General features: G+C 40.3%; 24 protein-coding genes, 1 pseudogene and 1 other annotated feature. Of the genes and pseudogenes, 20 read left to right on the top strand and 5 right to left on the bottom strand.

Translation table 11 applies throughout. The annotated features are described in order from the left end of the window. Positions 1-48: 48 nt before the first annotated feature. Entirely contained in the window at positions 49-1461 is a 1413-nt protein-coding gene (sufB, locus tag RYK12_RS05775) for a Fe-S cluster assembly protein SufB (protein ID WP_000797054.1), read from the top strand. A gap of 84 nt (positions 1462-1545) precedes the next feature. Here the strand turns inward: sufB and pbp3 are convergent, their stop codons facing one another. After that, on the bottom strand, positions 1546-2787 hold the full coding sequence (gene pbp3, locus RYK12_RS05770; RefSeq protein ID WP_314847645.1) for a D-alanyl-D-alanine carboxypeptidase PBP3: 1242 nt from the start codon (positions 2785-2787) through the stop codon (positions 1546-1548). Between the two features lie 102 nt (positions 2788-2889). Here pbp3 and RYK12_RS05765 point away from each other — a divergent pair, with 102 nt between their 5' ends. Further along, positions 2890-3999 (top strand): AI-2E family transporter, encoded by a 1110-nt coding sequence (locus RYK12_RS05765; protein ID WP_314847643.1) that lies wholly within the window; start codon positions 2890-2892, stop codon positions 3997-3999. Between the two features lie 205 nt (positions 4000-4204). After that, the gene (gene tuf, locus RYK12_RS05760) at positions 4205-5401 is read left to right on the top strand and encodes an elongation factor Tu (RefSeq protein WP_314847640.1); all 1197 of its coding nucleotides are present in this window, start codon (positions 4205-4207) and stop codon (positions 5399-5401) included. Between the two features lie 318 nt (positions 5402-5719). On the opposite strand, the gene RYK12_RS05755 is transcribed toward tuf, so the two are convergent. The 3 genes from RYK12_RS05755 to RYK12_RS05745 all read right to left on the bottom strand — a co-directional run bounded on the left by RYK12_RS05755 (position 5720) and on the right by RYK12_RS05745 (position 8692). Then, positions 5720-6100, bottom strand: coding sequence for a hypothetical protein (locus RYK12_RS05755; RefSeq protein WP_223330095.1), 381 nt, complete (start codon positions 6098-6100; stop codon positions 5720-5722). Between the two features lie 535 nt (positions 6101-6635). Then, entirely contained in the window at positions 6636-7718 is a 1083-nt protein-coding gene (locus RYK12_RS05750; RefSeq protein ID WP_060628491.1) for a DEAD/DEAH box helicase, read from the bottom strand. Then, positions 7715-8692 (bottom strand): Gfo/Idh/MocA family protein, encoded by a 978-nt coding sequence (locus tag RYK12_RS05745; protein ID WP_060628490.1) that lies wholly within the window; start codon positions 8690-8692, stop codon positions 7715-7717. The genes RYK12_RS05750 and RYK12_RS05745 overlap by 4 nt, the downstream gene beginning before the upstream one ends. A gap of 141 nt (positions 8693-8833) precedes the next feature. On the opposite strand from RYK12_RS05745, the gene RYK12_RS05740 reads away from it, so the two are divergent. The 5 genes from RYK12_RS05740 (at position 8834) to RYK12_RS05720 (ending at position 11423) form a co-directional block, all read left to right on the top strand. Continuing rightward, positions 8834-9538 (top strand): YoaK family protein, encoded by a 705-nt coding sequence (locus RYK12_RS05740; protein ID WP_080998523.1) that lies wholly within the window; start codon positions 8834-8836, stop codon positions 9536-9538. Between the two features lie 58 nt (positions 9539-9596). After that, positions 9597-9684 (top strand) — a sequence feature (ribosomal protein L21 leader region). Between the two features lie 36 nt (positions 9685-9720). Next, positions 9721-10035 (top strand): 50S ribosomal protein L21, encoded by a 315-nt coding sequence (rplU, locus tag RYK12_RS05735; protein ID WP_000109141.1) that lies wholly within the window; start codon positions 9721-9723, stop codon positions 10033-10035. Between the two features lie 15 nt (positions 10036-10050). Beyond that, complete coding sequence (locus RYK12_RS05730; protein WP_000613699.1) at positions 10051-10395, top strand: ribosomal-processing cysteine protease Prp; 345 nt, start codon at positions 10051-10053, stop codon at positions 10393-10395. A gap of 16 nt (positions 10396-10411) precedes the next feature. Continuing rightward, positions 10412-10705, top strand: a complete 294-nt coding sequence (gene rpmA, locus RYK12_RS05725; protein WP_000916509.1) for a 50S ribosomal protein L27 — start codon at positions 10412-10414, stop codon at positions 10703-10705. A 307-nt stretch (positions 10706-11012) separates the two neighbouring features. Beyond that, a complete protein-coding gene (locus tag RYK12_RS05720; RefSeq protein WP_060628488.1) occupies positions 11013-11423 on the top strand; it encodes a DUF5301 domain-containing protein in 411 nt (136 codons plus the stop codon). Positions 11424-11598: 175 nt separating this feature from the next. Here RYK12_RS05720 and RYK12_RS05715 read toward each other — a convergent pair. Beyond that, positions 11599-11673: pseudogene (locus RYK12_RS05715) on the bottom strand (AraC family transcriptional regulator); the annotation flags it as partial. On the opposite strand from RYK12_RS05715, the gene RYK12_RS05710 reads away from it, so the two are divergent. The 12 genes from RYK12_RS05710 to trmFO form a co-directional block, all read left to right on the top strand. Further along, positions 11666-12574, top strand: coding sequence for a LysR family transcriptional regulator (locus RYK12_RS05710; protein WP_001025692.1), 909 nt, complete (start codon positions 11666-11668; stop codon positions 12572-12574). The pseudogene RYK12_RS05715 and the gene RYK12_RS05710 sit on opposite strands and share 8 nt — an antisense overlap. Then, a complete protein-coding gene (gene lspA, locus RYK12_RS05705) occupies positions 12571-13032 on the top strand; it encodes a signal peptidase II (RefSeq protein ID WP_000745688.1) in 462 nt (153 codons plus the stop codon). Before RYK12_RS05710 ends, lspA begins: the two co-directional genes overlap by 4 nt. Next, positions 13022-13909, top strand: coding sequence for an RluA family pseudouridine synthase (locus tag RYK12_RS05700; RefSeq protein WP_060628487.1), 888 nt, complete (start codon positions 13022-13024; stop codon positions 13907-13909). Before lspA ends, RYK12_RS05700 begins: the two co-directional genes overlap by 11 nt. 2 nt (positions 13910-13911) lie before the next feature. Continuing rightward, positions 13912-15795 carry a phosphorylcholine esterase CbpE gene (gene cbpE / locus RYK12_RS05695; protein WP_314847633.1) on the top strand — a complete coding sequence of 628 codons (1884 nt, stop codon included), beginning with the start codon at positions 13912-13914 and terminating at the stop codon, positions 15793-15795. Between the two features lie 100 nt (positions 15796-15895). Then, the gene (gene proB, locus RYK12_RS05690; RefSeq protein WP_314847630.1) at positions 15896-17005 is read left to right on the top strand and encodes a glutamate 5-kinase; all 1110 of its coding nucleotides are present in this window, start codon (positions 15896-15898) and stop codon (positions 17003-17005) included. A 9-nt stretch (positions 17006-17014) separates the two neighbouring features. Beyond that, positions 17015-18277, top strand: a complete 1263-nt coding sequence (locus RYK12_RS05685; RefSeq protein WP_314847628.1) for a glutamate-5-semialdehyde dehydrogenase — start codon at positions 17015-17017, stop codon at positions 18275-18277. A gap of 3 nt (positions 18278-18280) precedes the next feature. Beyond that, complete coding sequence (gene proC / locus RYK12_RS05680) at positions 18281-19078, top strand: pyrroline-5-carboxylate reductase (protein WP_314847626.1); 798 nt, start codon at positions 18281-18283, stop codon at positions 19076-19078. Positions 19079-19192: 114 nt separating this feature from the next. Continuing rightward, positions 19193-19831, top strand: coding sequence for a dTMP kinase (gene tmk, locus RYK12_RS05675; protein WP_314847623.1), 639 nt, complete (start codon positions 19193-19195; stop codon positions 19829-19831). Then, a complete protein-coding gene (locus RYK12_RS05670; protein WP_314847620.1) occupies positions 19828-20718 on the top strand; it encodes a DNA polymerase III subunit delta' in 891 nt (296 codons plus the stop codon). The genes tmk and RYK12_RS05670 overlap by 4 nt, the downstream gene beginning before the upstream one ends. A 39-nt stretch (positions 20719-20757) precedes the next feature. Next, complete coding sequence (yabA, locus tag RYK12_RS05665) at positions 20758-21075, top strand: DNA replication initiation control protein YabA (RefSeq protein ID WP_000358227.1); 318 nt, start codon at positions 20758-20760, stop codon at positions 21073-21075. Positions 21076-21077: 2 nt separating this feature from the next. After that, positions 21078-21956 (top strand): 16S rRNA (cytidine(1402)-2'-O)-methyltransferase, encoded by an 879-nt coding sequence (gene rsmI / locus RYK12_RS05660; RefSeq protein WP_314847617.1) that lies wholly within the window; start codon positions 21078-21080, stop codon positions 21954-21956. A gap of 186 nt (positions 21957-22142) precedes the next feature. Then, the coding region (gene trmFO / locus RYK12_RS05655; protein ID WP_314847614.1) for a methylenetetrahydrofolate--tRNA-(uracil(54)-C(5))-methyltransferase (FADH(2)-oxidizing) TrmFO at positions 22143-23097 on the top strand (955 nt) is incomplete at its 3' end.

The following is a 23097-nucleotide window of genomic DNA, read 5'->3' as shown; positions in this document are numbered from 1 at the left end:
CTTTTGTCTTATGAATTATTAGAAATGAAGAATGAAAGAAAGGATATTATGGCTGAAGAAAGAGTAGAACCAAAACCAATTGACCTTGGTGAATATAAATTTGGTTTCCATGATGATGTAGAGCCTGTCCTATCGACAGGAAAAGGATTGAATGAAGATGTCATTCGTGAACTATCAGCTGCTAAGGGAGAACCTGAGTGGATGCTAGAATTCCGTTTGAAGTCTTATGAAACCTTCAAAAAAATGCCCATGCAAACTTGGGGAGCGGACTTGTCAGAGATTGATTTTGATGACTTGATCTACTACCAAAAACCATCTGATAAACCAGCTCGTTCATGGGATGAAGTTCCCGAAAAAATCAAAGAAACCTTTGAACGTATCGGGATTCCTGAAGCTGAGCGTGCTTATCTAGCCGGTGCTTCTGCCCAGTACGAGTCAGAAGTGGTTTACCACAACATGAAGGAAGAGTTCCAGAAATTGGGGATTATCTTTACAGATACAGATTCTGCCCTCAAGGAATACCCAGACTTGTTTAAACAATACTTTGCTAAGTTGGTACCGCCAACAGATAACAAGTTGGCTGCCCTTAACTCAGCAGTATGGTCTGGTGGAACCTTTATCTACGTACCAAAAGGGGTCAAGGTAGATATTCCTCTTCAAACTTACTTCCGTATCAACAACGAAAATACTGGTCAGTTTGAACGTACCTTGATTATTGTTGATGAGGGAGCAAGTGTCCATTATGTAGAAGGATGTACAGCGCCAACTTATTCAAGTAACAGCTTGCATGCTGCCATCGTAGAAATTTTTGCCTTAGATGGTGCTTATATGCGTTATACGACTATCCAAAACTGGTCTGATAATGTCTATAACTTGGTAACCAAACGTGCTAAAGCTCAAAAAGATGCCACTGTTGAGTGGATTGATGGTAACTTGGGTGCAAAGACTACCATGAAATACCCATCTGTTTACCTTGATGGAGAAGGGGCGCGTGGTACCATGCTCTCTATCGCTTTTGCCAATGCAGGGCAACACCAGGATACTGGAGCTAAGATGATCCACAACGCTCCACATACAAGCTCGTCTATCGTGTCTAAATCCATCGCTAAAGGTGGAGGAAAGGTTGACTATCGTGGACAAGTAACCTTTAATAAAAACTCTAAGAAATCTGTCTCTCACATCGAGTGTGATACCATTATCATGGATGACTTGTCGGCATCAGATACCATTCCGTTTAACGAAATTCACAACTCACAAGTCGCTTTGGAACACGAAGCTAAGGTATCTAAGATTTCAGAAGAGCAACTCTATTACCTCATGAGCCGTGGATTGTCAGAATCAGAAGCGACAGAAATGATTGTTATGGGATTTGTAGAGCCCTTCACAAAAGAACTTCCAATGGAATATGCAGTTGAGCTGAACCGCTTGATTAGCTATGAAATGGAAGGGTCAGTTGGGTAAAATTTGTTTTTAGATTTACCCCCAATCAAGGATCTTGAAGATGAACTTGTAACAAAAAAATCGCGGTTTAAAATCGCGATTTTTTTATAATTTTTCGTTGATGAAGCGGATAAACTGATTCCACCAAACTTTTAAGAAGAAGGCTTTTTCAACTTTCTTTTCTGCTACCATTTCAAAACTAGGACGTTCTGTAGTGATGTAACCTTGACCAATCAAATCATTGTCTTCATAAGTCAAATGTCCAACCACTGTTCCGGCTTCAAGTGGTGCTGGGATTGCTTTAGAATCAGGTGTGAATTGAATAGATTGGGAAGATTGACTTCCAACACGTTCAATTAAAGAGATATCATCTTTGGCAACGGCAGTGACTGTATCTTCTTTTCCATCTTGTACAGGGGCTTTACTATCTTGATAGGCATCACCTTTCTGAACGATTTTGCGAAGTGTGAATGTAGAAGAGATATAATCCATTAGTGAAGAAGTAGCTGTGAAGCGAGCGTAAGGATTATTGTCTTGATGATCTGCATTCAAAACAACTGTGATGACCCTCATCCCTTTTTCGACAGTAGTACCAACAAAAGATTCTCCAGCTTTGTCTGTTGTTCCTGTCTTAAGGCCATCAAAACCACCGCGGTAAGCAGGCATGCCTTCTAACATGTAGTTGGTTGAAGTGATTGTCATTCCAGCAAAAGTAGAAGAAGGTTTTTTCGTGATTTCCAAGACTTGTGGGTATTTTTTGATGAGATTGCGAGCAACGATAGCGACATCATAAGCACTGAGCTTATTTTCCTCATCTTTTTTAGATCCTGGGTAAATATTATCCCCTAGAGTCTCATTGTTAAGACCAGTCGTATTGACAACAGTGGCATCCTGAATTCCCCATTCTAAGAGTTTTGCCCGCATCATATGGACGAAATCTTTTTCTGAGCCAGCAATTTTCTCAGCTAGGGCAATAGCCGCACTGTTGGCACTAGATACCAGTGTTGCTTCAAGTAGTTGTTCGACGGTATAATTACGAGCCTCCATAGGAACGTTACTCGCTTCAGAATTTGTCGTTAATTTGTATGGATAATCAGAGATATCTACCGGAGTTGATAGTGTAATACTGCCGTTTTCCAAGGCTTCATAGACAAGATAAACAGTAATTAACTTTGTGATTGAAGCAATTTCAACTGGCTGGGTTGCATCTTTCTCATAGAGAATTTTACCAGTATTTGCCTCAACGGCAATTGCATGTTTAGCAGCAATATTAAAATCTTGAGCAGCAACAGTAGATGCTGAGCCAATAACGGAAAGGCTTAAAAGAGTTAAAATTATTTTTTTCATAGTAAGTTTATTCTATCATAAAGAAAAAAATATTCCCAGTTTCATGATATAAGAAAGAAGCTTTTTTGAAAGTGTGGTAAAATAGATGAATGGAGGTACCTCATGTTTCGTAAGAATAAATTATTTTTTTGGACCAGTGAGATTTTACTATTAACCATTATCTTTTATTTATGGAGAGAGATGGGAGCGATTATTACACCTTTTGTAAGCGTCGCAAACACTATAATGATTCCCTTTCTTTTAGGTGGTTTTTTATATTACTTGACCAATCCTATTGTAAATTTTTTACAAAAGTATTTCAAAATTAACCGTATCATTGGTATTCTACTAACCTTGTGTGCCTTGGTCTGGGGTATAGTTATTGGGGTCGTTTATCTTTTACCGATTTTGATTAATCAGCTGACAAGTTTGATTGCTACAAGTCAGACAATCTACAGTCGTCTGCAAGATTTGATTATCGATTTATCCACTTATCCAGCCTTTCAAAATTTAGATATTCAAGCGACTATTCAACAGTTAAATCTCTCTTATGTAGATATTCTACAGAATATCCTAAATAGTGTAACGAATAGTGTTGGAAGTGTCTTATCTGCGCTCTTTAGTACTGTTTTGATTATTATCATGACACCTGTATTTTTAATTTATTTTTTGTTAGATGGCCACAAATTCTTGCCGATGCTTGAGCGTACTGTTTTAAAGCGAGATAAGTTGCATATTACAGGTCTTTTAAAAAATTTGAATGCTACAATCGCTCGATATATTAGTGGAGTTGCCATTGATGCGATTATTATTGGTTGTTTGGCTTTTATCGGATATAGCGTAATCGGTTTGAAATACGCTTTGGTCTTCGCTATCTTTTCAGGATTAGCCAATCTCATTCCTTATGTAGGCCCAAGTATTGGTCTGATTCCGATGATTATCGCAAATGTCTTTACTGATCCCCATAGAATGCTGATTGCAGTTATTTATATGCTGATTATTCAACAAGTGGATGGAAATATCCTCTACCCTCGAATCGTTGGTGGAGTGATGAAAGTCCATCCAATTACGATTTTAGTATTACTTTTGTTATCAAGTAATATCTATGGTGTCATTGGTATGATTGTTGCAGTACCAACCTATTCTATCTTAAAAGAAATTTCTAAGTTTTTATCACGTTTGTATGAAAATCATAAAATAATGAAAGAACGAGAAAGAGAATTAGCTAAGTAAAAGTCAGGAATTCCTGATTTTTCTTTTTCTTTAGCTAAGTGATAGGAGTAGAAGTGTCGTTTAGATTAGCAGATTAAGAATAATTCACAAAAACTTTGTAAAACACTTGCAATTTAGCTGAAATTTGATAAAATAGTAAGGAAAGTTAGACTGTATTGCCTACTGTCTATCTATAAAATATATTTTATTGGAGGCTTTTACTCAAATGGCAAAAGAAAAATACGATCGTAGTAAACCACACGTTAACATTGGTACTATTGGACACGTTGACCACGGTAAAACTACTTTGACAGCTGCTATCACAACTGTTTTGGCACGTCGCCTTCCAAGCTCAGTCAACACACCAAAAGACTACGCTTCAATCGACGCTGCTCCAGAAGAACGCGAACGCGGTATCACAATCAACACTGCGCACGTTGAGTACGAAACTGCTAAACGTCACTACGCTCACATCGACGCTCCAGGACACGCGGACTACGTTAAAAACATGATCACTGGTGCCGCTCAAATGGACGGAGCTATCCTTGTAGTAGCTTCAACTGACGGACCAATGCCACAAACTCGTGAGCACATCCTTCTTTCACGTCAGGTTGGTGTTAAACACCTTATCGTCTTCATGAACAAAGTTGACTTGGTTGACGACGAAGAATTGCTTGAATTGGTTGAAATGGAAATCCGTGACCTATTGTCAGAATACGACTTCCCAGGTGACGATCTTCCAGTTATCCAAGGTTCAGCTCTTAAAGCCCTTGAAGGTGACTCTAAATACGAAGACATCGTTATGGAATTGATGAACACAGTTGATGAGTACATCCCAGAACCAGAACGTGACACTGACAAACCATTGCTTCTTCCAGTCGAAGATGTATTCTCAATCACTGGACGTGGTACAGTTGCTTCAGGACGTATCGACCGTGGTATCGTTAAAGTCAACGACGAAATCGAAATCGTTGGTATCAAAGAAGAAACTCAAAAAGCAGTTGTTACTGGTGTTGAAATGTTCCGTAAACAACTTGACGAAGGTCTTGCCGGAGATAACGTAGGTGTCCTTCTTCGTGGTGTTCAACGTGATGAAATCGAACGTGGACAAGTTATCGCTAAACCAGGTTCAATCAACCCACACACTAAATTCAAAGGTGAAGTTTACATCCTTACTAAAGAAGAAGGTGGACGTCACACTCCATTCTTCAACAACTACCGTCCACAATTCTACTTCCGTACTACTGACGTTACAGGTTCAATCGAACTTCCAGCAGGTACTGAAATGGTAATGCCTGGTGATAACGTGACAATCGACGTTGAGTTGATCCACCCAATCGCCGTAGAACAAGGTACTACATTCTCTATCCGTGAGGGTGGACGTACTGTTGGTTCAGGTATGGTTACAGAAATCGAAGCTTAATTCGATTTAGTTCCCAGAAGAACAATTATTTAAGTCAGACACTAAAAGAATCTTGCTTTGCAAGGTTCTTTTTTTAAAAAAATAAAAAGATAGACCTGATAAAGTCCAGATCCATCTAATAAGTTATTTTCAAGTGACTAGTTCGCTCCAAACACTAACATTCGATATAGTAGAGGTTTCACCAGCTGGAACCCATTTGTTAGTTCCTAAGTATCTAACTTCTAGTTTACGAACATTTACTATGTAAGATGCTTTTAGCCTGATGTAACCATAAGTGTAGGGTGGTACGTTATGGGATACTGAGTGATTTAAACTAAGTCAAAATCCAGACTCAGGAGCAGAAAAGCTAACAGCTGCACTTAAAGTTAGGGTAGCTCCAGCTTTTCCACCATAAGCAGTTGAACTTAGAGATCCTGATGTAGCGCTGCTCTTATAAGAGTGAGAGGAGCTAGTTCTATAGTCTGCAACACCAGTTGCATTAGAACGAGTCTGATACGTAGATTTAGACTCTAAATAGGCGTCTCTAAGTTCAGTCGTATAAAATGACAATAACTCTCCTGTGTTGATATCTTTTACAACACGATTAGATACAATTTCATAATTTGTGCAAGGATAGACATCAGCAAAAACCGTAGATGTTGTGACTAAGAAAAATAGATTTGATAGAACAGAGAAAAACAATAATTTCAATTTAATCATAAAAAAATGTCTATTCTTCATGATCAAAAGATTATTTTTTCAATCCTTTGAAAGTCATAATGCAACCCGAAAGGATACTGAGAGTTCCTATAGGTCTCCAATATAGCTGCCAAAAGAATAAATTTATTCTTCCTTTCAGTGTCTCATCGGGTCCAGCATAATAGGGGTTGATGTGAAATAATAAAAAACCAAAACATAAAACTATGATTCCGGTTAAGAATAAAATGTCCTTATTTACTTTCCTCATAAAATCTCCTTTTATTTAATTTTAAGCGTTTTCTATTATTAGTATACGTCAAAAAAATAAAAAAACAAGTCTATTTATTTATTAATTTATATGGTATAATAAAATAGTTGGAGAGTTTTTTTACTACGAATCTTATGTAGTTTTACAAAAAAGAGGCTAGATAAAAACTCAATTTTAGGAGAAAATGAAGTAAAATTTCCCACAATAAAACGCATAATATCAAGGTTCAATACCTGATATTATGCGTTTTTGATTTTAAAGACTTTTTGCCCAGCCTCAATGAGGGCTTTATTTTACATAGAGTTCTTGATTTTTTAGGACAATTTCTCGTACACTTGCAAACTTCTTAAGTTTTTTGATTTCTTCTGGATGAGTGACGAGAGTGATAACATAGCCGTCTTTACCCATACGGCCAGTACGTCCAGCACGGTGAGTGTAGGTTTCAATATCTCTAGGAACATCAAAGTTTACGACGCATTCTAGGCTATCGATATCAATTCCACGAGCCAAAAGGTCAGTTGCAAGGAGTAGGGTTAGTTGCTTATCTTTAAATTTTTCTAAGATGACTTTTCTAAATTTGACATTAACATCACTAGCGAGGGAAACAGCCAAGATATCACGATACTGTAATTTTTCTTCTGCACTTCCAAGGTCTGATAGGCTGTTAAAGAAGACCAGACCACGGAAATCCTCAACATGAGCCAGTTTTCGTAGCATATCCACTCGGTGACGTTGATCTACCTGCATATAGAAATGTTGGATGTTGTCCAATTTTTGGTCAGAAAGATCAATGGTACGTGTGTTAGGCGCAATCTTTTCTTGGTCAAACTTGGTCGTCGCACTCATGTAGATGAGTTGGTGGTCACGCGGTGCGTAGTGAGTGATTTTCTCAACAAAATGAATTTGAGAATCATCAAGCAATTGGTCAAATTCATCCAGGATGATGGTTTCTACGTTCATCATCTTGATTTTTTTCAATTTAATCAGTTCAAAGATACGGCCAGGGGTTCCAATCAGAATTTCTGGTCCTTTTTTTAGGCGTTCAATCTGTCGTTTCTGACTCGAACCTGATAAGAAGAGTTGGGCAGTTAAGCCGATAGCTTCAGCCCAAGTCTTAGTTACCTCAAAAATCTGTCCTGCAAGTTCAGTATTAGGTGCCAGAATAAGTAATTGTTGGGCTTTTTTCTTTTGTAGTCTGAGAAGACTTGGTAGAAGGTAAGCTAGGGTCTTACCAGTTCCTGTTGGGCTCACTCCTAGGAGATTTTCTCCAGCAAGAATGGGCCCAAATAGTTGAGTTTGAATGGGGGTGAATTCTTGAAAACCGAGTTGGTCACTCAGTTCTTGCCATTCAGTAGGTAGTTTGGTTTTCATTTTTCTGCCTCGAATCTAATGCCAGCAGTCTGGCGCATAGTATATAGTAGCTCATGAACTGAACTTGCATCTTCCAGCCAAGTTTGGTAGAGATTTAGATCTGGTTGCTGGATCATGTGTGCAAATGCAGCGACTTCCTCAGTCATCGTATGAGGAGCCTGTTGGATAGGGAGTTGGACTTGATTGCCTTGATGGTCGGTAAAAATAGCCGAGCTGACATGTTCGATGGTGTTGAGCGTCAGGGTTCCATCTGTCGTATAAATCTCGCAAGCGAGATTGGAAGTGATGTTTTTCCCGGCCTTGATATGAACTTGAAAGTCAGGATAGAAGAGAATTCCGTCTCCATTTAGGTCAATGCTATTGTCAAGCTGTTGAGCCTGATAGGTTGCGTCCTGAGCCTTTCCAAAGAGGCGAACGGCAGCGTAGAGAGGATAAATCCCCAAATCCATAAGCGCTCCACCAGCAAAACGATCTGAAAAGACATTTGGTGTCTCCCCAGCCAACAAGTTAGGCATTTTGGAAGAATACTTGGCATAGTTGAAATCTGCTCCCAAAATTTGTTTGTCTGCTAAAAAGTTTTTGATGATAGTGAAAGCTTTTTCATGGTAATTGCGAGCTGCTTCGAAGATAAAACAGTGATTTTTCTCAGCGGTATGTCTCAAATCTAGCCATTCTTGTGGCTGAGTGACAGCTGGCTTTTCAAGAATGACATGTTTACCTGCAGACAATGTAGCTTTTGCCTGAGCAAAATGCAAGGAGTTTGGGCTAGCAATATAGACCACATCAAAGGAGTTCTTGAAGAAGTCCTCTACTTTATCAAAGAGTTGGATATTCTGGTAGCGAGAAGCAAAGGTTGCTGCAGTTTCTAGTTTTCTAGAATAGACTGCGACCAGCTTGTATTCTCCACTGGAATGGGCTGCTTCTATGAAGTGGTGGCTAATAGCCCCTGTTCCGATGACACCTAATTTAAGCATAGTTACTCCTTTTCCGATTTCAAATCCTTCTTTCATTATAACATAGATAGACGGGACTATCCAACAGAGGGTAAAAAATTTCAAATAAGCTACTAGGTCTTTTCCAAAGAAAGTGGTACAATAATGAGATGAGTAAATGAAATGGGAGGGAAAATGAGGTTATTACCTATAAGAAAAATATCACGTCAGTCTAAGAGGCTAGCGCTTTTTTTGACTTTTTGTGCAGGTTATGTAGATGCCTATACGTTTATTGTGCGAGGGAATACTCTTGTAGCTGGACAAACTGGGAATGTCGTCTTTCTTTCAGTAGGTCTGATTCAACACAATGTGTCAGATGCCAGTGCCAAAGTAATGACCTTACTAGCTTTTATGATGGGGGTCTTTTTATTAACTGTTTATAAGGAAAAATTGAGAATTGTGAAAAAGCCCATTCTGTCATTGATTCCTTTGGCAATCTTATCAATCATTATTGGTTTTGTGCCGCAAACTGTAGATAATATCTATCTAGTACCGCCATTAGCCTTTTGTATGGGCTTGGTGACAACTGCTTTTGGTGAGGTTTCGGGTATTGCCTACAATAATGCCTTTATGACAGGGAATATCAAACGAACCATGCTGGCTTTTGGAGATTATTTTCGGACCAAGCACACTCCTTTTTTACGTGAAGGGATTATCTTTGTTAGCCTACTTAGTAGTTTTGTCCTTGGCGTTGTCTTTTCATCTTATTTGACGATTTTCTATCATGAAAAGACCATTCTTGGTGTTCCTATTATGATGAGTATTTTTTACCTCAGCATGCTTTTTGCCTCTTGGCAGAAAAAAGTAAAAGAAAAAGCTTCATTTTAGGTGTTATTACTTGTAAGAAAATAGGAGATATGCTATACTTGAAGAGTTGACTATGCACGATCCTGTGCAACCGCACGAACATCGTTGCTTGATTATTCAAGTTTAAGTGGTTCGTCCCACGATGCTAGGCGAGTCTTCACAAAAAATCCGGGGAAACCCATAAAAATCATAGGAGGTGCATAATGAGCACATACGCAATTATCAAAACTGGCGGAAAACAAGTTAAAGTTGAAGTTGGTCAAGCAGTTTACGTTGAAAAATTGAACGTTGAAGCTGGTCAAGAAGTTACTTTTAACGAAGTTGTTCTTGTTGGTGGTGAAAACACTGTTGTCGGAACTCCACTTGTTGCTGGAGCTACTGTAGTTGGAACTGTTGAAAAACAAGGAAAACAAAAGAAAGTTGTTACTTACAAGTACAAACCTAAAAAAGGTAGCCACCGTAAACAAGGTCACCGTCAACCATATACAAAAGTTGTCATCAACGCAATCAACGCTTAATTTTAAGGAGAACACATGATACAAGCAGTCTTTGAGAGAGCCGAAGATGGCGAGCTGAGGAGTGCGGAAATTACTGGACACGCCGAGAGTGGCGAATACGGCTTAGATGTCGTGTGTGCATCGGTTTCTACGCTTGCCATTAACTTTATCAATTCTATTGAGAAATTTGCAGGCTATGAACCAATCCTAGAATTAAACGAAGATGAAGGTGGCTATCTGATGGTTGAAATTCCAAAAGATCTTCCTTCACACCAGAGAGAAATGACCCAGTTATTCTTTGAATCATTTTTCTTAGGTATGGCAAACTTATCGGAGAACTCTTCAGAGTTCGTCCAAACCAGAGTTATCACAGAAAACTAACACGGAGGAAAACATTATGTTAAAAATGACTCTTAACAACTTGCAACTTTTCGCCCACAAAAAAGGTGGAGGTTCTACATCAAACGGACGTGATTCACAAGCGAAACGTCTTGGAGCTAAGGCAGCTGACGGACAAACTGTAACAGGTGGATCAATCCTTTACCGTCAACGTGGTACACACATCTACCCAGGTGTAAACGTTGGACGTGGTGGAGACGATACTTTGTTCGCTAAAGTTGAAGGCGTAGTACGCTTTGAACGTAAAGGACGCGATAAAAAACAAGTTTCTGTTTACCCAATCGCTAAATAAAAAGGTCCAGTGAACCTTTTTATTCCGAGCCTTGAAATATAAAGGCGAGGAAGCTAGAAGTAGCATAAACTAAGGCTTTCCGAGTTTTCGGAGAGCCTGTTTTTTGTTTTGGTACCCATATTTTAAAATCCTATATAAGAAGCGAACTTGTCGGCTACTTTGTCTGTTGTTGAAAAATTATAATCTAGTAGAATTTTTACAGTAATGAATGTTATAAGGGAATAAGATATTGTAAAAATTGCTACGATTTGATATAATAATTTTATCTTAGTAAGCTAGCAGAAATATGGAAAGGATGTAAACCTGTATGAAAAAAATTATCACCATAATAGTCTGTTCAATCTCTTTTCTTGTTCTATCTGCTTGTGTCAGTAAGAAAAAACTTATTCTTCCTGAACCTGAAAGTATTTCTGTAATTTCTCTGCAGAAAAAAACCTCTGAAGATGTTAAAACTATCGACAAGAGAGAAGAAATTTCAAAATTGATTGAGGAGATACAGAAACAGTCCAAATCTACCTCTTTGGAGAGTGTAAATGATCAACCGACAAATGTTAAAGATTACATCATTATCAAGTTTTATCATCAGAATGAAGAAAAGGATAGTGTAGTCTATCTATATACTAAGAAGAAAAGACAGTATATTGAGCAACCTTATGCTGGTATTTGGCAAGTAAATCCAGATATAGCCAATAGGATTGAAGAGATTTTTTCTAGTTGATTTATAGGGAAAAAGAAAATTTTAGAGTCTTTTCTTGAATCATATTATAAACGGTAAATCAAAAAGATTTGCTGTTTTTATTTGTTTGAACCAAAATGAGGACTGAAAAAAGACATTATTCTAATTCTTGGATTGGGATGTTAGAGTCTTCATTGAGTCTTGAAAATTTCCATACTTTTTTCCTTTTTGGAAAACTTCTAAAATATGGTATAATGAAAAGATAAAGAAGTTGGGGGTAGAAGATGAACATTCAACAATTACGCTATGTTGTGGCCATTGCGAATAGCGGTACTTTTCGTGAAGCTGCTGAAAAGATGTATGTTAGTCAGCCAAGTCTGTCTATTTCTGTTCGTGATTTGGAAAAAGAGTTGGGCTTTAAGATTTTCCGTCGGACCAGCTCAGGGACTTTCTTGACTCGTCGTGGTATGGAATTCTATGAAAAAGCGCAAGAATTGGTTAAAGGATTTGATATTTTTCAAAATCAGTATGCCAATCCTGAGGAAGAAAAGGATGAATTTTCAATTGCTAGTCAGCACTATGACTTCTTGCCACCAACCATTACGGCCTTTTCAGAGCGCTATCCTGACTATAAAAACTTCCGTATTTTTGAATCAACTACTGTTCAAATATTAGATGAAGTTGCTCAAGGGCATAGTGAGATTGGGATTATCTACCTTAACAATCAAAATAAAAAAGGGATCATGCAACGGGTTGAAAAGCTAGGTCTGGAGGTCATTGAATTGATTCCCTTTCATACCCATATTTATCTTCGTGAGGGGCATCCTTTGGCTCAGAAAGAGGAATTGGTTATGGAGGATTTAGCAGATCTACCAACGGTTCGTTTCACTCAAGAGAAAGATGAGTACCTTTATTATTCAGAGAACTTTGTCGATACCAGTGCTAGTTCACAGATGTTTAATGTGACAGACCGTGCTACCTTGAATGGTATTTTGGAGCGGACGGACGCCTATGCGACAGGTTCTGGATTTTTAGATAGTGACAGTGTTAATGGTATTACAGTTATTCGTCTCAAGGACGACCTGGATAATCACATGGTCTATGTTAAACGTGAAGAAGTGGAGCTTAGTCAGGCTGGAACTCTTTTCGTAGAAGTCATGCAAGAATATTTTGATCAGAAGAGGAAATCATGAAAAAAAGAGGAATAGTGGCAGTCATTGTACTGCTTTTGATTGGGCTGGATCAGTTGGTCAAATCCTATATCGTCCAGCAGATTCCACTGGGTGAAGTGCGCTCCTGGATTCCCAATTTCGTTAGCTTGACCTACCTGCAAAATCGAGGGGCAGCCTTTTCAATGCTACAAGACCAGCAGTGGTTATTTGCTATCATTACACTTGTCGTTATGGTAGGTGCCATTTGGTATCTACATAAGCACATGGAGGACTCACTCTGGATGGTCTTGGGTTTGACCTTGATTATCGCAGGTGGTCTTGGGAACTTTATTGACAGGATCAGTCAGGGCTTTGTTGTGGATATGTTTCACCTTGACTTTATCAACTTTGCAATTTTCAATGTGGCAGATAGCTATCTGACGGTTGGAGTGATTATTTTATTGATTGCAATGCTAAAAGAGGAAATAAATGGAAATTAAAATTGAAACTGGTGGCCTGCGTTTAGATAAGGCTTTGTCGGATTTGACAGAATTATCACGCAGTCTCGCGAATGAACAAATCAAATCAGGCCAGGTCTTGGTCAATGGCCAAGTCAAGAAAGCTAAATACACTGTCCAAGAGGGCGATATCGTCACTTACCATGTGCCAGAACCAGAGGTCTTAGAGTATGTGGCTGAGAATCTTCCGCTAGAAATCATCTACCAAGATGAGGATGTGGCCGTTGTTAACAAACCTCAGGGAATGGTTGTGCATCCGAGTGCTGGTCATATTAGTGGAACTCTGGTAAATGCCCTTATGTATCATATTAAGGACTTGTCGGGTATCAATGGGGTTCTGCGTCCAGGCATTGTTCACCGTATTGATAAGGATACGTCAGGCCTTCTCATGATTGCTAAAAACGATGAGGCGCATCTAGCACTTGCCCAAGAACTCAAGGATAAAAAGTCTCTCCGCAAATATTGGGCGATTGTTCATGGAAATCTGCCTAATGATCGTGGTGTCATCGAAGCTCCGATTGGCCGTAGTGAAAAAGACCGTAAGAAACAGGCTGTGACTGCTAAAGGCAAGCCTGCAGTGACCCGTTTCCACGTCTTGGAACGTTTTGGTGATTATAGCTTAGTGGAGTTGCAACTGGAGACAGGGCGCACCCATCAAATCCGTGTTCACATGGCTTATATTGGCCATCCAGTCGCTGGTGATGAGGTCTATGGTCCTCGCAAGACTTTGAAAGGACATGGACAATTTCTCCATGCCAAGACTCTAGGCTTTACCCATCCGAGAACAGGTGAGATTTTGGAATTTACAGCAGATATCCCAGAGATTTTTAAGAAAACATTGGAGAGATTGAGAAAGTAAGAATGAAAAAGAAATTAACTAGTTTAGCACTTGCAGGCGCTTTTTTAGGTTTGTCATGGTATGGAAATGTTCAAGCTCAAGAAAGTTCAGGAAATAAAATCCACTTTATAAATGTTCAAGAAGGTGGCAGTGATGCGATTATTCTTGAAAGCAATGGACATTTTGCCATGGTGGATACAGGAGAAGATTATGATTTCCCAGATGGAAGTGATTCTCGTTATCCATGGAGAGAAGGAATTGAAACGTCTTATAAGCATGTTCTGACAGACCGTGTCTTTCGTCGTTTGAAGGAATTGGGTGTCCAAAAACTTGATTTTATATTGGTGACCCATACTCACAGTGACCATATTGGAAATGTTGATGAATTACTGTCTACCTATCCAGTTGACCGAGTCTATCTTAAAAAATATAGTGATAATCGTATTACTAATTCTGAACGTCTATGGGATAATCTGTATGGCTACGATAAGGTTTTACAGACTGCCGCTGAAAAAGGTGTTTCAGTTATTCAAAATATCACACAAGGGGATGCTCATTTTCAGTTTGGAGACATGGATATTCAACTCTATAACTATGAAAATGAAACTGATTCATCAGGTGAATTAAAGAAAATTTGGGATGATAATTCTAATTCTTTGATTAGCGTGGTAAAAGTCAATGGTAAGAAAATTTACCTTGGGGGCGACTTAGATAATGTTCATGGAGCAGAAGACAAGTATGGTCCTCTCATTGGAAAAGTTGATTTGATGAAGTTTAATCATCACCATGATACCAACAAATCAAATACCAAGGATTTTATTAAAAATTTGAGTCCGAGTTTGATTGTTCAAACTTCGGATAGTTTACCTTGGAAAAATGGTGTTGATAGTGAGTATGTCAATTGGCTTAAAGAACGAGGAATTGAGAGAATCAACGCAGCCAGCAAAGACTATGATGCAACAGTTTTTGATATTCGAAAAGACGGTTTTGTCAATATTTCAACTTCCTACAAGCCGATTCCAAGTTTTCAAGCTGGTTGGCATAAGAGTGCATATGGGAACTGGTGGTATCAAGCGCCTGACTCTACAGGAGAATATGCAGTTGGTTGGAATGAGATCAAGGGTGAATGGTATTACTTCAACCAAACGGGTATCTTGTTACAGAATCAATGGAAAAAATGGAACAATCGTTGGTTCTATTTGACAGACTCTGGTGCATCTGCTAAAAATTGGAAAAAAATAAATGGAAGCTGGTATTATTTCAACAAAGAAAATCAGATGGAAATTGGTTGGGTAAATACTGGAGGTCAGTCCTATTATTTATCAAACGATGGCTCTATGAAGACAGGTTGGCTTCAATATAAGGGGCAATGGTATTACTTTGCTCAATCAGGAGAAATGAAAACGGGTTGGGTAAAAGATAAAGAAATCTGGTACTATATGGATTCTACTGGTATCATGAAGACAGGCGAGATAGAAGTTTCTGGTCATCATTACTATCTAGAAGAATCAGGAGCTATGAAGCAAGGCTGGCTTAAAAAGGCAAATGATTGGTATTTCTACAAGACAGACGGTTCACGAGCTGTGGGTTGGATCAAAGACAAGGATAAATGGTACTTCTTGAAAGAAAATGGTCAATTACTTGTGAATGGTAAGACACCAGAAGGTTATACTGTTGATTCAAGTGGTGCCTGGTTAGTGGATGTTCCGGTAGAGAAATCTGTTACAACTAAAGTCACAAGTAATTCAGAAATAAAAGAATCTAGTGAAGTAGTGAAAAAAGATCTTGAAAATAAAGAAACGAGTCAACACGAAAGTATTACAAGTTCTTCAACTAGTCAGGATTTGACTTCCTCAACTTCACAAAGCTCTGAAACGAGTGCAAACAAATCGGAATCAGAACAGTAGTAAAAAAGAAGGTTTTAGGGCCTTCTTTTTCCTATCAACTCTTTTCTATTTCCTGCCATTCATGTTATAATGGATAAATATGAAGAATCGGAGTGAGACTATGAAATACAAACGGATTGTCTTTAAGGTGGGGACTTCTTCTCTGACAAATGAGGATGGAAGTTTATCACGTAGTAAGGTAAAGGCTATTACCCAGCAGTTGGCTATGCTGCACGAGGCTGGTCATGAATTGATTTTGGTGTCGTCAGGTGCCATTGCAGCTGGTTTTGGAGCCTTAGGATTTAAAAAACGTCCGACTAAGATTGCTGATAAACAGGCTTCAGCAGCGGTAGGGCAAGGCCTTTTGTTGGAAGAATACACGACCAATCTTCTCTTGCGCCAAATCGTTTCTGCACAAATCTTGCTGACCCAGGATGACTTTGTAGATAAGCGCCGTTATAAAAATGCCCATCAGGCCTTGTCAGTTCTACTTAGCCGTGGGGCGATTCCTATTATTAATGAGAATGACAGTGTTGTTATTGATGAGCTCAAGGTTGGGGACAATGATACTCTAAGTGCTCAGGTAGCAGCCATGGTCCAAGCAGACCTTTTGGTCCTCTTGACAGACGTAGACGGTCTTTATACTGGAAATCCTAATTCAGATCCAAGAGCCAAACGCTTGGAGCGAATCGAGACCATCAATCGTGAGATTATTGATATGGCCGGTGGAGCCGGTTCGTCTAATGGTACAGGTGGCATGTTAACCAAAATCAAAGCTGCAACTATTGCGACAGAATCGGGCGTTCCTGTTTATATCTGCTCATCCTTGAAGGCAGATGCCATAATTGAGGCGGCTGAGGAAACCGAGGATGGTTCCTACTTTGTTGCTCAAGAGAAGGGACTGCGTACCCAGAAACAATGGCTGGCTTTTTATGCTCAGAGCCAAGGTTCTATTTGGGTTGATAAAGGGGCTGCAGAAGCTCTCTCTCAACATGGCAAGAGTCTCCTTTTATCTGGTGTTGTTGAAGCAGAAGGCACCTTTTCTTACGGTGATATCGTGACAGTATTTGACAAGGAAAGTGGAAAATCACTTGGAAAAGGACGCGTGCAATTTGGAGCATCTGCTTTGGAGGATATGTTGCGTTCTCAAAAAGCCAAGGGTGTCTTGATTCACCGTGATGACTGGATTTCCATTACTCCTGAAATCCAACTACTCTTTACAGAATTTTAGAGGTAAACTATGGTAAGTACACAAGAACAATTTGAACAGGTACAGGCTGTTAAAAAATCGATCAATACAGCTAGTGAAGAGGTGAAAAACCAAGCCTTACTAGCCATGGCTAATCACTTAGTGGCTGCTACTGAGGAGATTTTAGCGGCCAATGTCCTCGATATGGAAGCGGCCAAAGGTAAAATCTCAGATGTGATGCTGGATCGTCTTTATTTGGATGCAGGTCGTATAGAAGCGATGGCAACTGGTATTCGTGAAGTGGTTGCTTTACCAGATCCAATCGGTGAAGTTTTAGAAACCAATCATCTTGAAAATGACTTGGTTATCACCAAGAAACGGGTGGCCATGGGGGTTATTGGTATTATCTACGAAAGCCGTCCAAATGTGACGTCTGACGCAGCTGCTCTAGCTCTCAAGAGTGGGAATGCGGTTGTTCTTCGTAGTGGTAAGGATGCCTATCAAACGGCCCATGCCATTGTCACAGCTTTGAAGAAGGGCTTGGAAACGACTACTATTCACCCAGATGTGATTCAGCTGGTGGAAGATACCAGCCGAGAAAGCAGCTATGCCATGATGAAGGCCAAGGGCTATCTAGATCTTCTCATTCCTCGTGGAGGGGCTGGTTTGATTAATGCTGTGGTTGAAAATGCTATCGTACCTGTTATTGAGACAGGAACTGGGATTGTCCATGTCTATGTGGATAAGGATGCAGACGAAGATAAGGCTCTGTCTATCATCAACAATGCTAAAACCAGTCGTCCTTCTGTCTGCAATGCCATGGAGGTTCTACTGGTTCATGAAGACAAGGCAGCGGATTTCCTTCCTCGTTTGGAGCAAGTGCTGGTTGCAGATCGAAAAGAAGCTGGTTTGGAACCAATTCAATTCCGCTTGGATGAGAAAGCAAGTCAGTTTGCTTCAGGCCAAGCAGCTGAAGCACAAGACTTTGATACCGAGTTTTTAGACTATGTCCTAGCTGTTAAGGTTGTGAGCAGTTTAGAAGAAGCGGTTGCCCATATTGAAGCCCACAGTACCCATCATTCGGATGCTATTGTGACGGAAAATGCTGAAGCTGCAACTTACTTTACAGATCAAGTGGACTCTGCAGCTGTCTATGTCAATGCTTCAACTCGTTTTACCGATGGTGGTCAATTTGGTCTTGGATGTGAAATGGGGATTTCTACTCAGAAATTGCACGCGCGTGGTCCAATGGGCTTGAAGGAGTTGACTAGCTACAAGTATGTGGTTACTGGTGACGGACAGATAAGGGAGTAAGAGATGAAGATTGGATTTATCGGTTTGGGGAATATGGGGGCTAGTTTGGCCAAGGCTGTTTTGCAGGCCAAGACGGGTGCTCAGATTCTCCTTGCCAATCGTAGTCAAGCTAAGGTAGATGCTTTCATTGCAGACTTTGGTGGTCAGGCTTCCAGCAATGAAGAAATTTTTGCAGAAGCAGATGTGATTTTTCTAGGAGTAAAGCCAGCCCAGTTTTCTGAATTGCTTGCTCAATACCAGACCATCCTTGAAAAAAGAGAAAGTCTTCTTTTGATTTCCATGGCAGCTGGATTGACTTTAGAAAAACTAGCTAGTCTTCTTCCAAATCAACACAGAATTATTCGTATGATGCCAAATACCCCTGCTTCTATCGGTCAAGGAGTGATTAGTTATGCCTTGTCTCCTAATTGCAGGGTTGAGGACAGTGATCTCTTTTGTCAGCTTTTAACCAAGGCTGGACTCTTGGTTGAACTTGGGGAAGGCTTAATAGACGCAGCGACAGGTCTTGCAGGTTGTGGACCAGCCTTTGTCTATCTCTTTATTGAGGCTTTGGCAGATGCGGGTGTTCAGACAGGATTGCCACGAGAAATAGCACTGAAAATGGCGGCTCAAACTGTGGTAGGAGCTGGGCAATTGGTCCTAGAAACCCAAGAGCATCCTGGGGTCTTGAAAGACCAAGTTTGTAGCCCAGGCGGTTCGACTATCGCTGGTGTAGCAAGCCTAGAAGCACATGCTTTTCGAGGGACAGTTATGGATGCAGTTGGTCAAGCATATAAACGAACACAAGAACTAGGTAAATAAGAGGTAGTTTTGTCTGCCTCTTTTATGGTGTTTGAAAGGAGAAGACAAAAAGATTGTCACAAACCCCTATTTTTTTGATAGAATAGAAGGTAGAAAAAAAGAAATGAGTTAGACATGTCAAAAGGATTTTTAGTCTCTCTTGAGGGACCAGAGGGAGCAGGAAAGACCAGTGTTTTAGAGGCTCTACTCCCAATTTTAGAGGAAAAAGGAATAGAGGTGCTGACGACCCGTGAACCTGGCGGAGTCTTGATTGGGGAGAAGATTCGGGAAGTGATTTTGGATCCAAGTCATACTCAGATGGATGCTAAAACAGAGCTTTTACTCTATATCGCCAGTCGCAGACAGCACTTGGTGGAAAAAGTTCTCCCTGCCCTTGAAGCTGGTAAGTTGGTCATTATGGACCGCTTCATAGATAGTTCCATTGCATATCAGGGATTTGGTCGTGGCTTAGATATTGACGCCATTGATTGGCTCAATCAGTTTGCGACAGATGGCCTTAAACCCGATTTGACACTCTATTTTGATATCGAGGTGGAAGAAGGACTGGCTCGCATTGCTGCTAATAGCAATCGTGAGGTCAATCGTTTGGACTTGGAAGGTTTGGACTTGCATAAAAAAGTCCGTCAAGGTTACCTTTCTCTTCTGGATAAAGAAGGAAGTCGTATTGTCAAGATTGATGCGAGTCTCCCTTTAGAGCAAGTTGTGGAAACTACCAAGGCTGTCTTGTTTGACAGAATGGGATTAGCTAAATGAAACAAGATCAACTAAAGGTCTGGCAGCCAGAACAGTTTGACCGCTTTGTCCGTATCTTGGAGCAAGACCAGCTCAATCATGCTTACCTCTTTTCAGGTTTCTTTGGAAGCTTGGAAATGGCGCAATTTTTAGCTAAGAGCCTCTTTTGTACAGATAAAGTAGGTGTTTTACCATGTGAGAAATGCCGAAATTGTAAGCTGATTGAACAGGGAGAATTTCCCGATGTCACCTTGATTAAACCAGTTAATCAGGTCATTAAGACAGAACGCATTCGAGAATTAGTGGGTCAGTTTTCCCAAGCAGGGATTGAAAGCCAGCAACAGGTTTTTATTATTGAGCAAGCTGAGAAGATGCATCCTAACGCAGCTAATTCTCTGCTCAAGGTCATCGAAGAACCCCAGAGTGAGGTTTATATTTTCTTCTTGACCAGAGATGAGGAGAAGATTTTACCGACAATTCGAAGTCGGACCCAGATTTTCCACTTTAAAAAACAAGAAGAGAAGCTGATCTTGCTCTTAGAACAAATGGGACTGGTTAAGAAAAAAGCGACTCTCCTAGCCCAGTTTAGTCAATCGCGAGCTGAAGCAGAGAAGTTAGCCAATCAGGCAAGTTTTTGGACCTTGGTTGATGAAAGTGAACGCCTGCTGACTTGGTTAGTGGCTAAGAAAAAAGAAAGTTATTTGCAAGTTGCCAAACTAGCTAGCTTGGCAGATGATAAGGAAAAACAAGATCAGGTTTTACGGATTCTTGAAGTCCTCTGTGGGCAGGATCTCCTGCAAGCAAGAGTAAGAGTGATTCTACAAGATTTGCTAGAAGCTAGAAAAATGTGGCAAGCTAATGTCAGCTTTCAAAATGCCATGGAATACCTGGTCTTGAAAGAAATATAAACTCAAAGATGAATGATAAAGAAAGGAAAGGGCTGTTTTATGGACAAAAAAGAATTATTTGACGCGCTAGATGATTTTTCCCAACAGTTATTGGTAACCTTGGCCGATGTGGAAGCCATCAAGAAAAATCTCAAGAGCCTGGTAGAGGAAAATACAGCTCTTCGCTTGGAAAATAGTAAGTTGCGCGAACGCTTGGGTGAGGTGGAAGCAGATGCTCCCGTCAAGGCTAAGCATGTTCGTGAAAGTGTCCGTCGAATTTATAAAGATGGTTTTCACGTATGTAATGATTTTTATGGACAACGTCGAGAGCAGGACGAGGAATGTATGTTCTGTGACGAGTTGTTATACAGGGAGTAAGCATGCAGATTCAAAAAAGTTTTAAGGGGCAGTCTCCCTATGGCAAGCTGTATCTAGTGGCAACGCCGATTGGCAATCTAGATGATATGACCTTTCGTGCTATCCAGACCTTAAAAGAAGTAGATTGGATTGCAGCTGAGGACACGCGCAATACAGGGCTTTTGCTCAAGCATTTTGACATTTCTACTAAGCAGATTAGTTTTCATGAGCACAATGCCAAGGAAAAGATTCCTGATTTGATTGGTTTCCTGAAAGCAGGACAAAGTATTGCTCAGGTATCCGATGCGGGTCTGCCTAGTATCTCGGACCCTGGTCATGATTTGGTCAAGGCAGCTATTGAGGAAGAGATTACAGTTGTCACAGTTCCAGGTGCCTCTGCAGGGATTTCTGCCTTGATTGCCAGTGGTTTAGCACCACAGCCACATATCTTTTACGGCTTTTTACCGAGAAAATCAGGCCAGCAAAAGCAGTTTTTCGACTCGAAAAAAGACTATCCTGAAACTCAGATTTTCTATGAATCCCCTCATCGTGTAGCAGATACGTTGGAAAATATGCTAGCAGTTTATGGCGACCGCTCGGTGGTCTTGGTTAGAGAATTGACCAAAATCTATGAAGAATACCAAAGAGGTACCATTTCTGAATTGCTGGAAAGCATCGCTGAAACGCCACTCAAGGGCGAATGCCTTCTCATCGTTGAAGGTGCCAGTCAGGATGTGGAGGAAAAAGACGAGGAGGACTTGTTCTTAGAAATCCAAGCCCGCATTCAACAAGGGGTGAAGAAAAATCATGCCATAAAGGAAGTTGCGAAACTCTACCAGTGGAATAAAAGCCAGCTCTACGCTGCCTACCATGAATGGGAAGAAAATCAAGAAAATGACTAAACAGGGAAGTTTGCCTTCTTCCCTTTTTTTGTTATACTAGTAGAAGAAAAAATTAGAAAGATTTGTGGGAGTGAAAAAGTCCGGGGGACTTTTTCAGCCTGAGCCAAGAAACTCGAAAACTCTTAAGTTTGATTGGCTTTTTCAATGTGAACCTTGTCTTCACACTCCCAAAGAGGTATTAGTGTCGTGTCTCAATCTTATATCAATGTTATCGGTGCTGGTTTGGCAGGTTCAGAAGCAGCCTACCAAATCGCAGAGCGTGGTATTCCAGTTAAACTTTATGAAATGCGTGGTGTCAAGTCAACACCTCAACACAAAACAGATAATTTTGCTGAATTGGTTTGTTCCAATTCCTTACGTGGGGATGCCTTGACAAATGCAGTGGGTCTCCTCAAGGAAGAAATGCGTCGCATGGGTTCTGTTATTTTGGAATCTGCTGAGGCTACACGTGTTCCAGCAGGAGGGGCGCTTGCGGTGGACCGTGATGGTTTCTCTCAGATGGTAACTGAGAAAGTAGCCAACCACCCCTTGATTGAAGTAGTGCGTGATGAAATTACAGAATTGCCGACAGATGTTATTACGGTTGTCGCTACTGGTCCTTTGACAAGCGATGCCTTGGCTGAAAAGATTCATGCCCTTAATGACGGCGATGGTTTCTATTTCTACGATGCGGCAGCGCCTATTATCGATGTCAACACCATCGATATGAGCAAGGTCTATCTCAAGTCTCGTTATGATAAGGGAGAAGCGGCCTATCTCAACGCTCCCATGACCAAACAAGAATTTATGAATTTCCACGAAGCCTTGGTCAATGCGGAAGAAGCGCCGCTGAATTCTTTTGAAAAAGAAAAGTATTTTGAGGGCTGTATGCCTATCGAAGTCATGGCCAAACGTGGTATTAAAACCATGCTTTATGGTCCGATGAAACCAGTTGGCCTTGAGTATCCGGACGACTACACAGGACCTCGTGATGGAGAATTTAAAACACCTTATGCGGTGGTTCAGCTGCGTCAGGACAATGCGGCTGGTAGCCTCTACAATATCGTTGGTTTCCAGACTCACCTCAAATGGGGAGAACAAAAGCGAGTCTTCCAAATGATTCCAGGTCTTGAAAATGCTGAGTTTGTTCGTTATGGTGTTA

This window comes from uncultured Streptococcus sp., assembly GCF_963518475.1.
In the GTDB taxonomy this organism is placed as follows: domain Bacteria; phylum Bacillota; class Bacilli; order Lactobacillales; family Streptococcaceae; genus Streptococcus.
The sequence above is the reverse complement of the archived record's forward strand: the minus strand, read 5'-3'. Positions and strand labels throughout refer to the sequence as shown.

What these genes read in the sequence shown, in the direction of transcription:
- sufB (WP_000797054.1), top strand. Translation starts at nt 49, where the DNA reads ATGGCTGAAGAAAGAGTAGAACCAAAACCAATTGACCTTGGTGAATAT.
- pbp3 (WP_314847645.1), bottom strand. Translation starts at nt 2,787, where the DNA reads ATGAAAAAAATAATTTTAACTCTTTTAAGCCTTTCCGTTATTGGCTCA.
- RYK12_RS05765 (WP_314847643.1), top strand. Translation starts at nt 2,890, where the DNA reads ATGTTTCGTAAGAATAAATTATTTTTTTGGACCAGTGAGATTTTACTA.
- tuf (WP_314847640.1), top strand. Translation starts at nt 4,205, where the DNA reads ATGGCAAAAGAAAAATACGATCGTAGTAAACCACACGTTAACATTGGT.
- RYK12_RS05755 (WP_223330095.1), bottom strand. Translation starts at nt 6,100, where the DNA reads ATGATTAAATTGAAATTATTGTTTTTCTCTGTTCTATCAAATCTATTT.
- RYK12_RS05750 (WP_060628491.1), bottom strand. Translation starts at nt 7,718, where the DNA reads ATGAAAACCAAACTACCTACTGAATGGCAAGAACTGAGTGACCAACTC.
- RYK12_RS05745 (WP_060628490.1), bottom strand. Translation starts at nt 8,692, where the DNA reads ATGCTTAAATTAGGTGTCATCGGAACAGGGGCTATTAGCCACCACTTC.
- RYK12_RS05740 (WP_080998523.1), top strand. Translation starts at nt 8,834, where the DNA reads ATGGGAGGGAAAATGAGGTTATTACCTATAAGAAAAATATCACGTCAG.
- rplU (WP_000109141.1), top strand. Translation starts at nt 9,721, where the DNA reads ATGAGCACATACGCAATTATCAAAACTGGCGGAAAACAAGTTAAAGTT.
- RYK12_RS05730 (WP_000613699.1), top strand. Translation starts at nt 10,051, where the DNA reads ATGATACAAGCAGTCTTTGAGAGAGCCGAAGATGGCGAGCTGAGGAGT.
- rpmA (WP_000916509.1), top strand. Translation starts at nt 10,412, where the DNA reads ATGTTAAAAATGACTCTTAACAACTTGCAACTTTTCGCCCACAAAAAA.
- RYK12_RS05720 (WP_060628488.1), top strand. Translation starts at nt 11,013, where the DNA reads ATGAAAAAAATTATCACCATAATAGTCTGTTCAATCTCTTTTCTTGTT.
- RYK12_RS05710 (WP_001025692.1), top strand. Translation starts at nt 11,666, where the DNA reads ATGAACATTCAACAATTACGCTATGTTGTGGCCATTGCGAATAGCGGT.
- lspA (WP_000745688.1), top strand. Translation starts at nt 12,571, where the DNA reads ATGAAAAAAAGAGGAATAGTGGCAGTCATTGTACTGCTTTTGATTGGG.
- RYK12_RS05700 (WP_060628487.1), top strand. Translation starts at nt 13,022, where the DNA reads ATGGAAATTAAAATTGAAACTGGTGGCCTGCGTTTAGATAAGGCTTTG.
- cbpE (WP_314847633.1), top strand. Translation starts at nt 13,912, where the DNA reads ATGAAAAAGAAATTAACTAGTTTAGCACTTGCAGGCGCTTTTTTAGGT.
- proB (WP_314847630.1), top strand. Translation starts at nt 15,896, where the DNA reads ATGAAATACAAACGGATTGTCTTTAAGGTGGGGACTTCTTCTCTGACA.
- RYK12_RS05685 (WP_314847628.1), top strand. Translation starts at nt 17,015, where the DNA reads ATGGTAAGTACACAAGAACAATTTGAACAGGTACAGGCTGTTAAAAAA.
- proC (WP_314847626.1), top strand. Translation starts at nt 18,281, where the DNA reads ATGAAGATTGGATTTATCGGTTTGGGGAATATGGGGGCTAGTTTGGCC.
- tmk (WP_314847623.1), top strand. Translation starts at nt 19,193, where the DNA reads ATGTCAAAAGGATTTTTAGTCTCTCTTGAGGGACCAGAGGGAGCAGGA.
- RYK12_RS05670 (WP_314847620.1), top strand. Translation starts at nt 19,828, where the DNA reads ATGAAACAAGATCAACTAAAGGTCTGGCAGCCAGAACAGTTTGACCGC.
- yabA (WP_000358227.1), top strand. Translation starts at nt 20,758, where the DNA reads ATGGACAAAAAAGAATTATTTGACGCGCTAGATGATTTTTCCCAACAG.
- rsmI (WP_314847617.1), top strand. Translation starts at nt 21,078, where the DNA reads ATGCAGATTCAAAAAAGTTTTAAGGGGCAGTCTCCCTATGGCAAGCTG.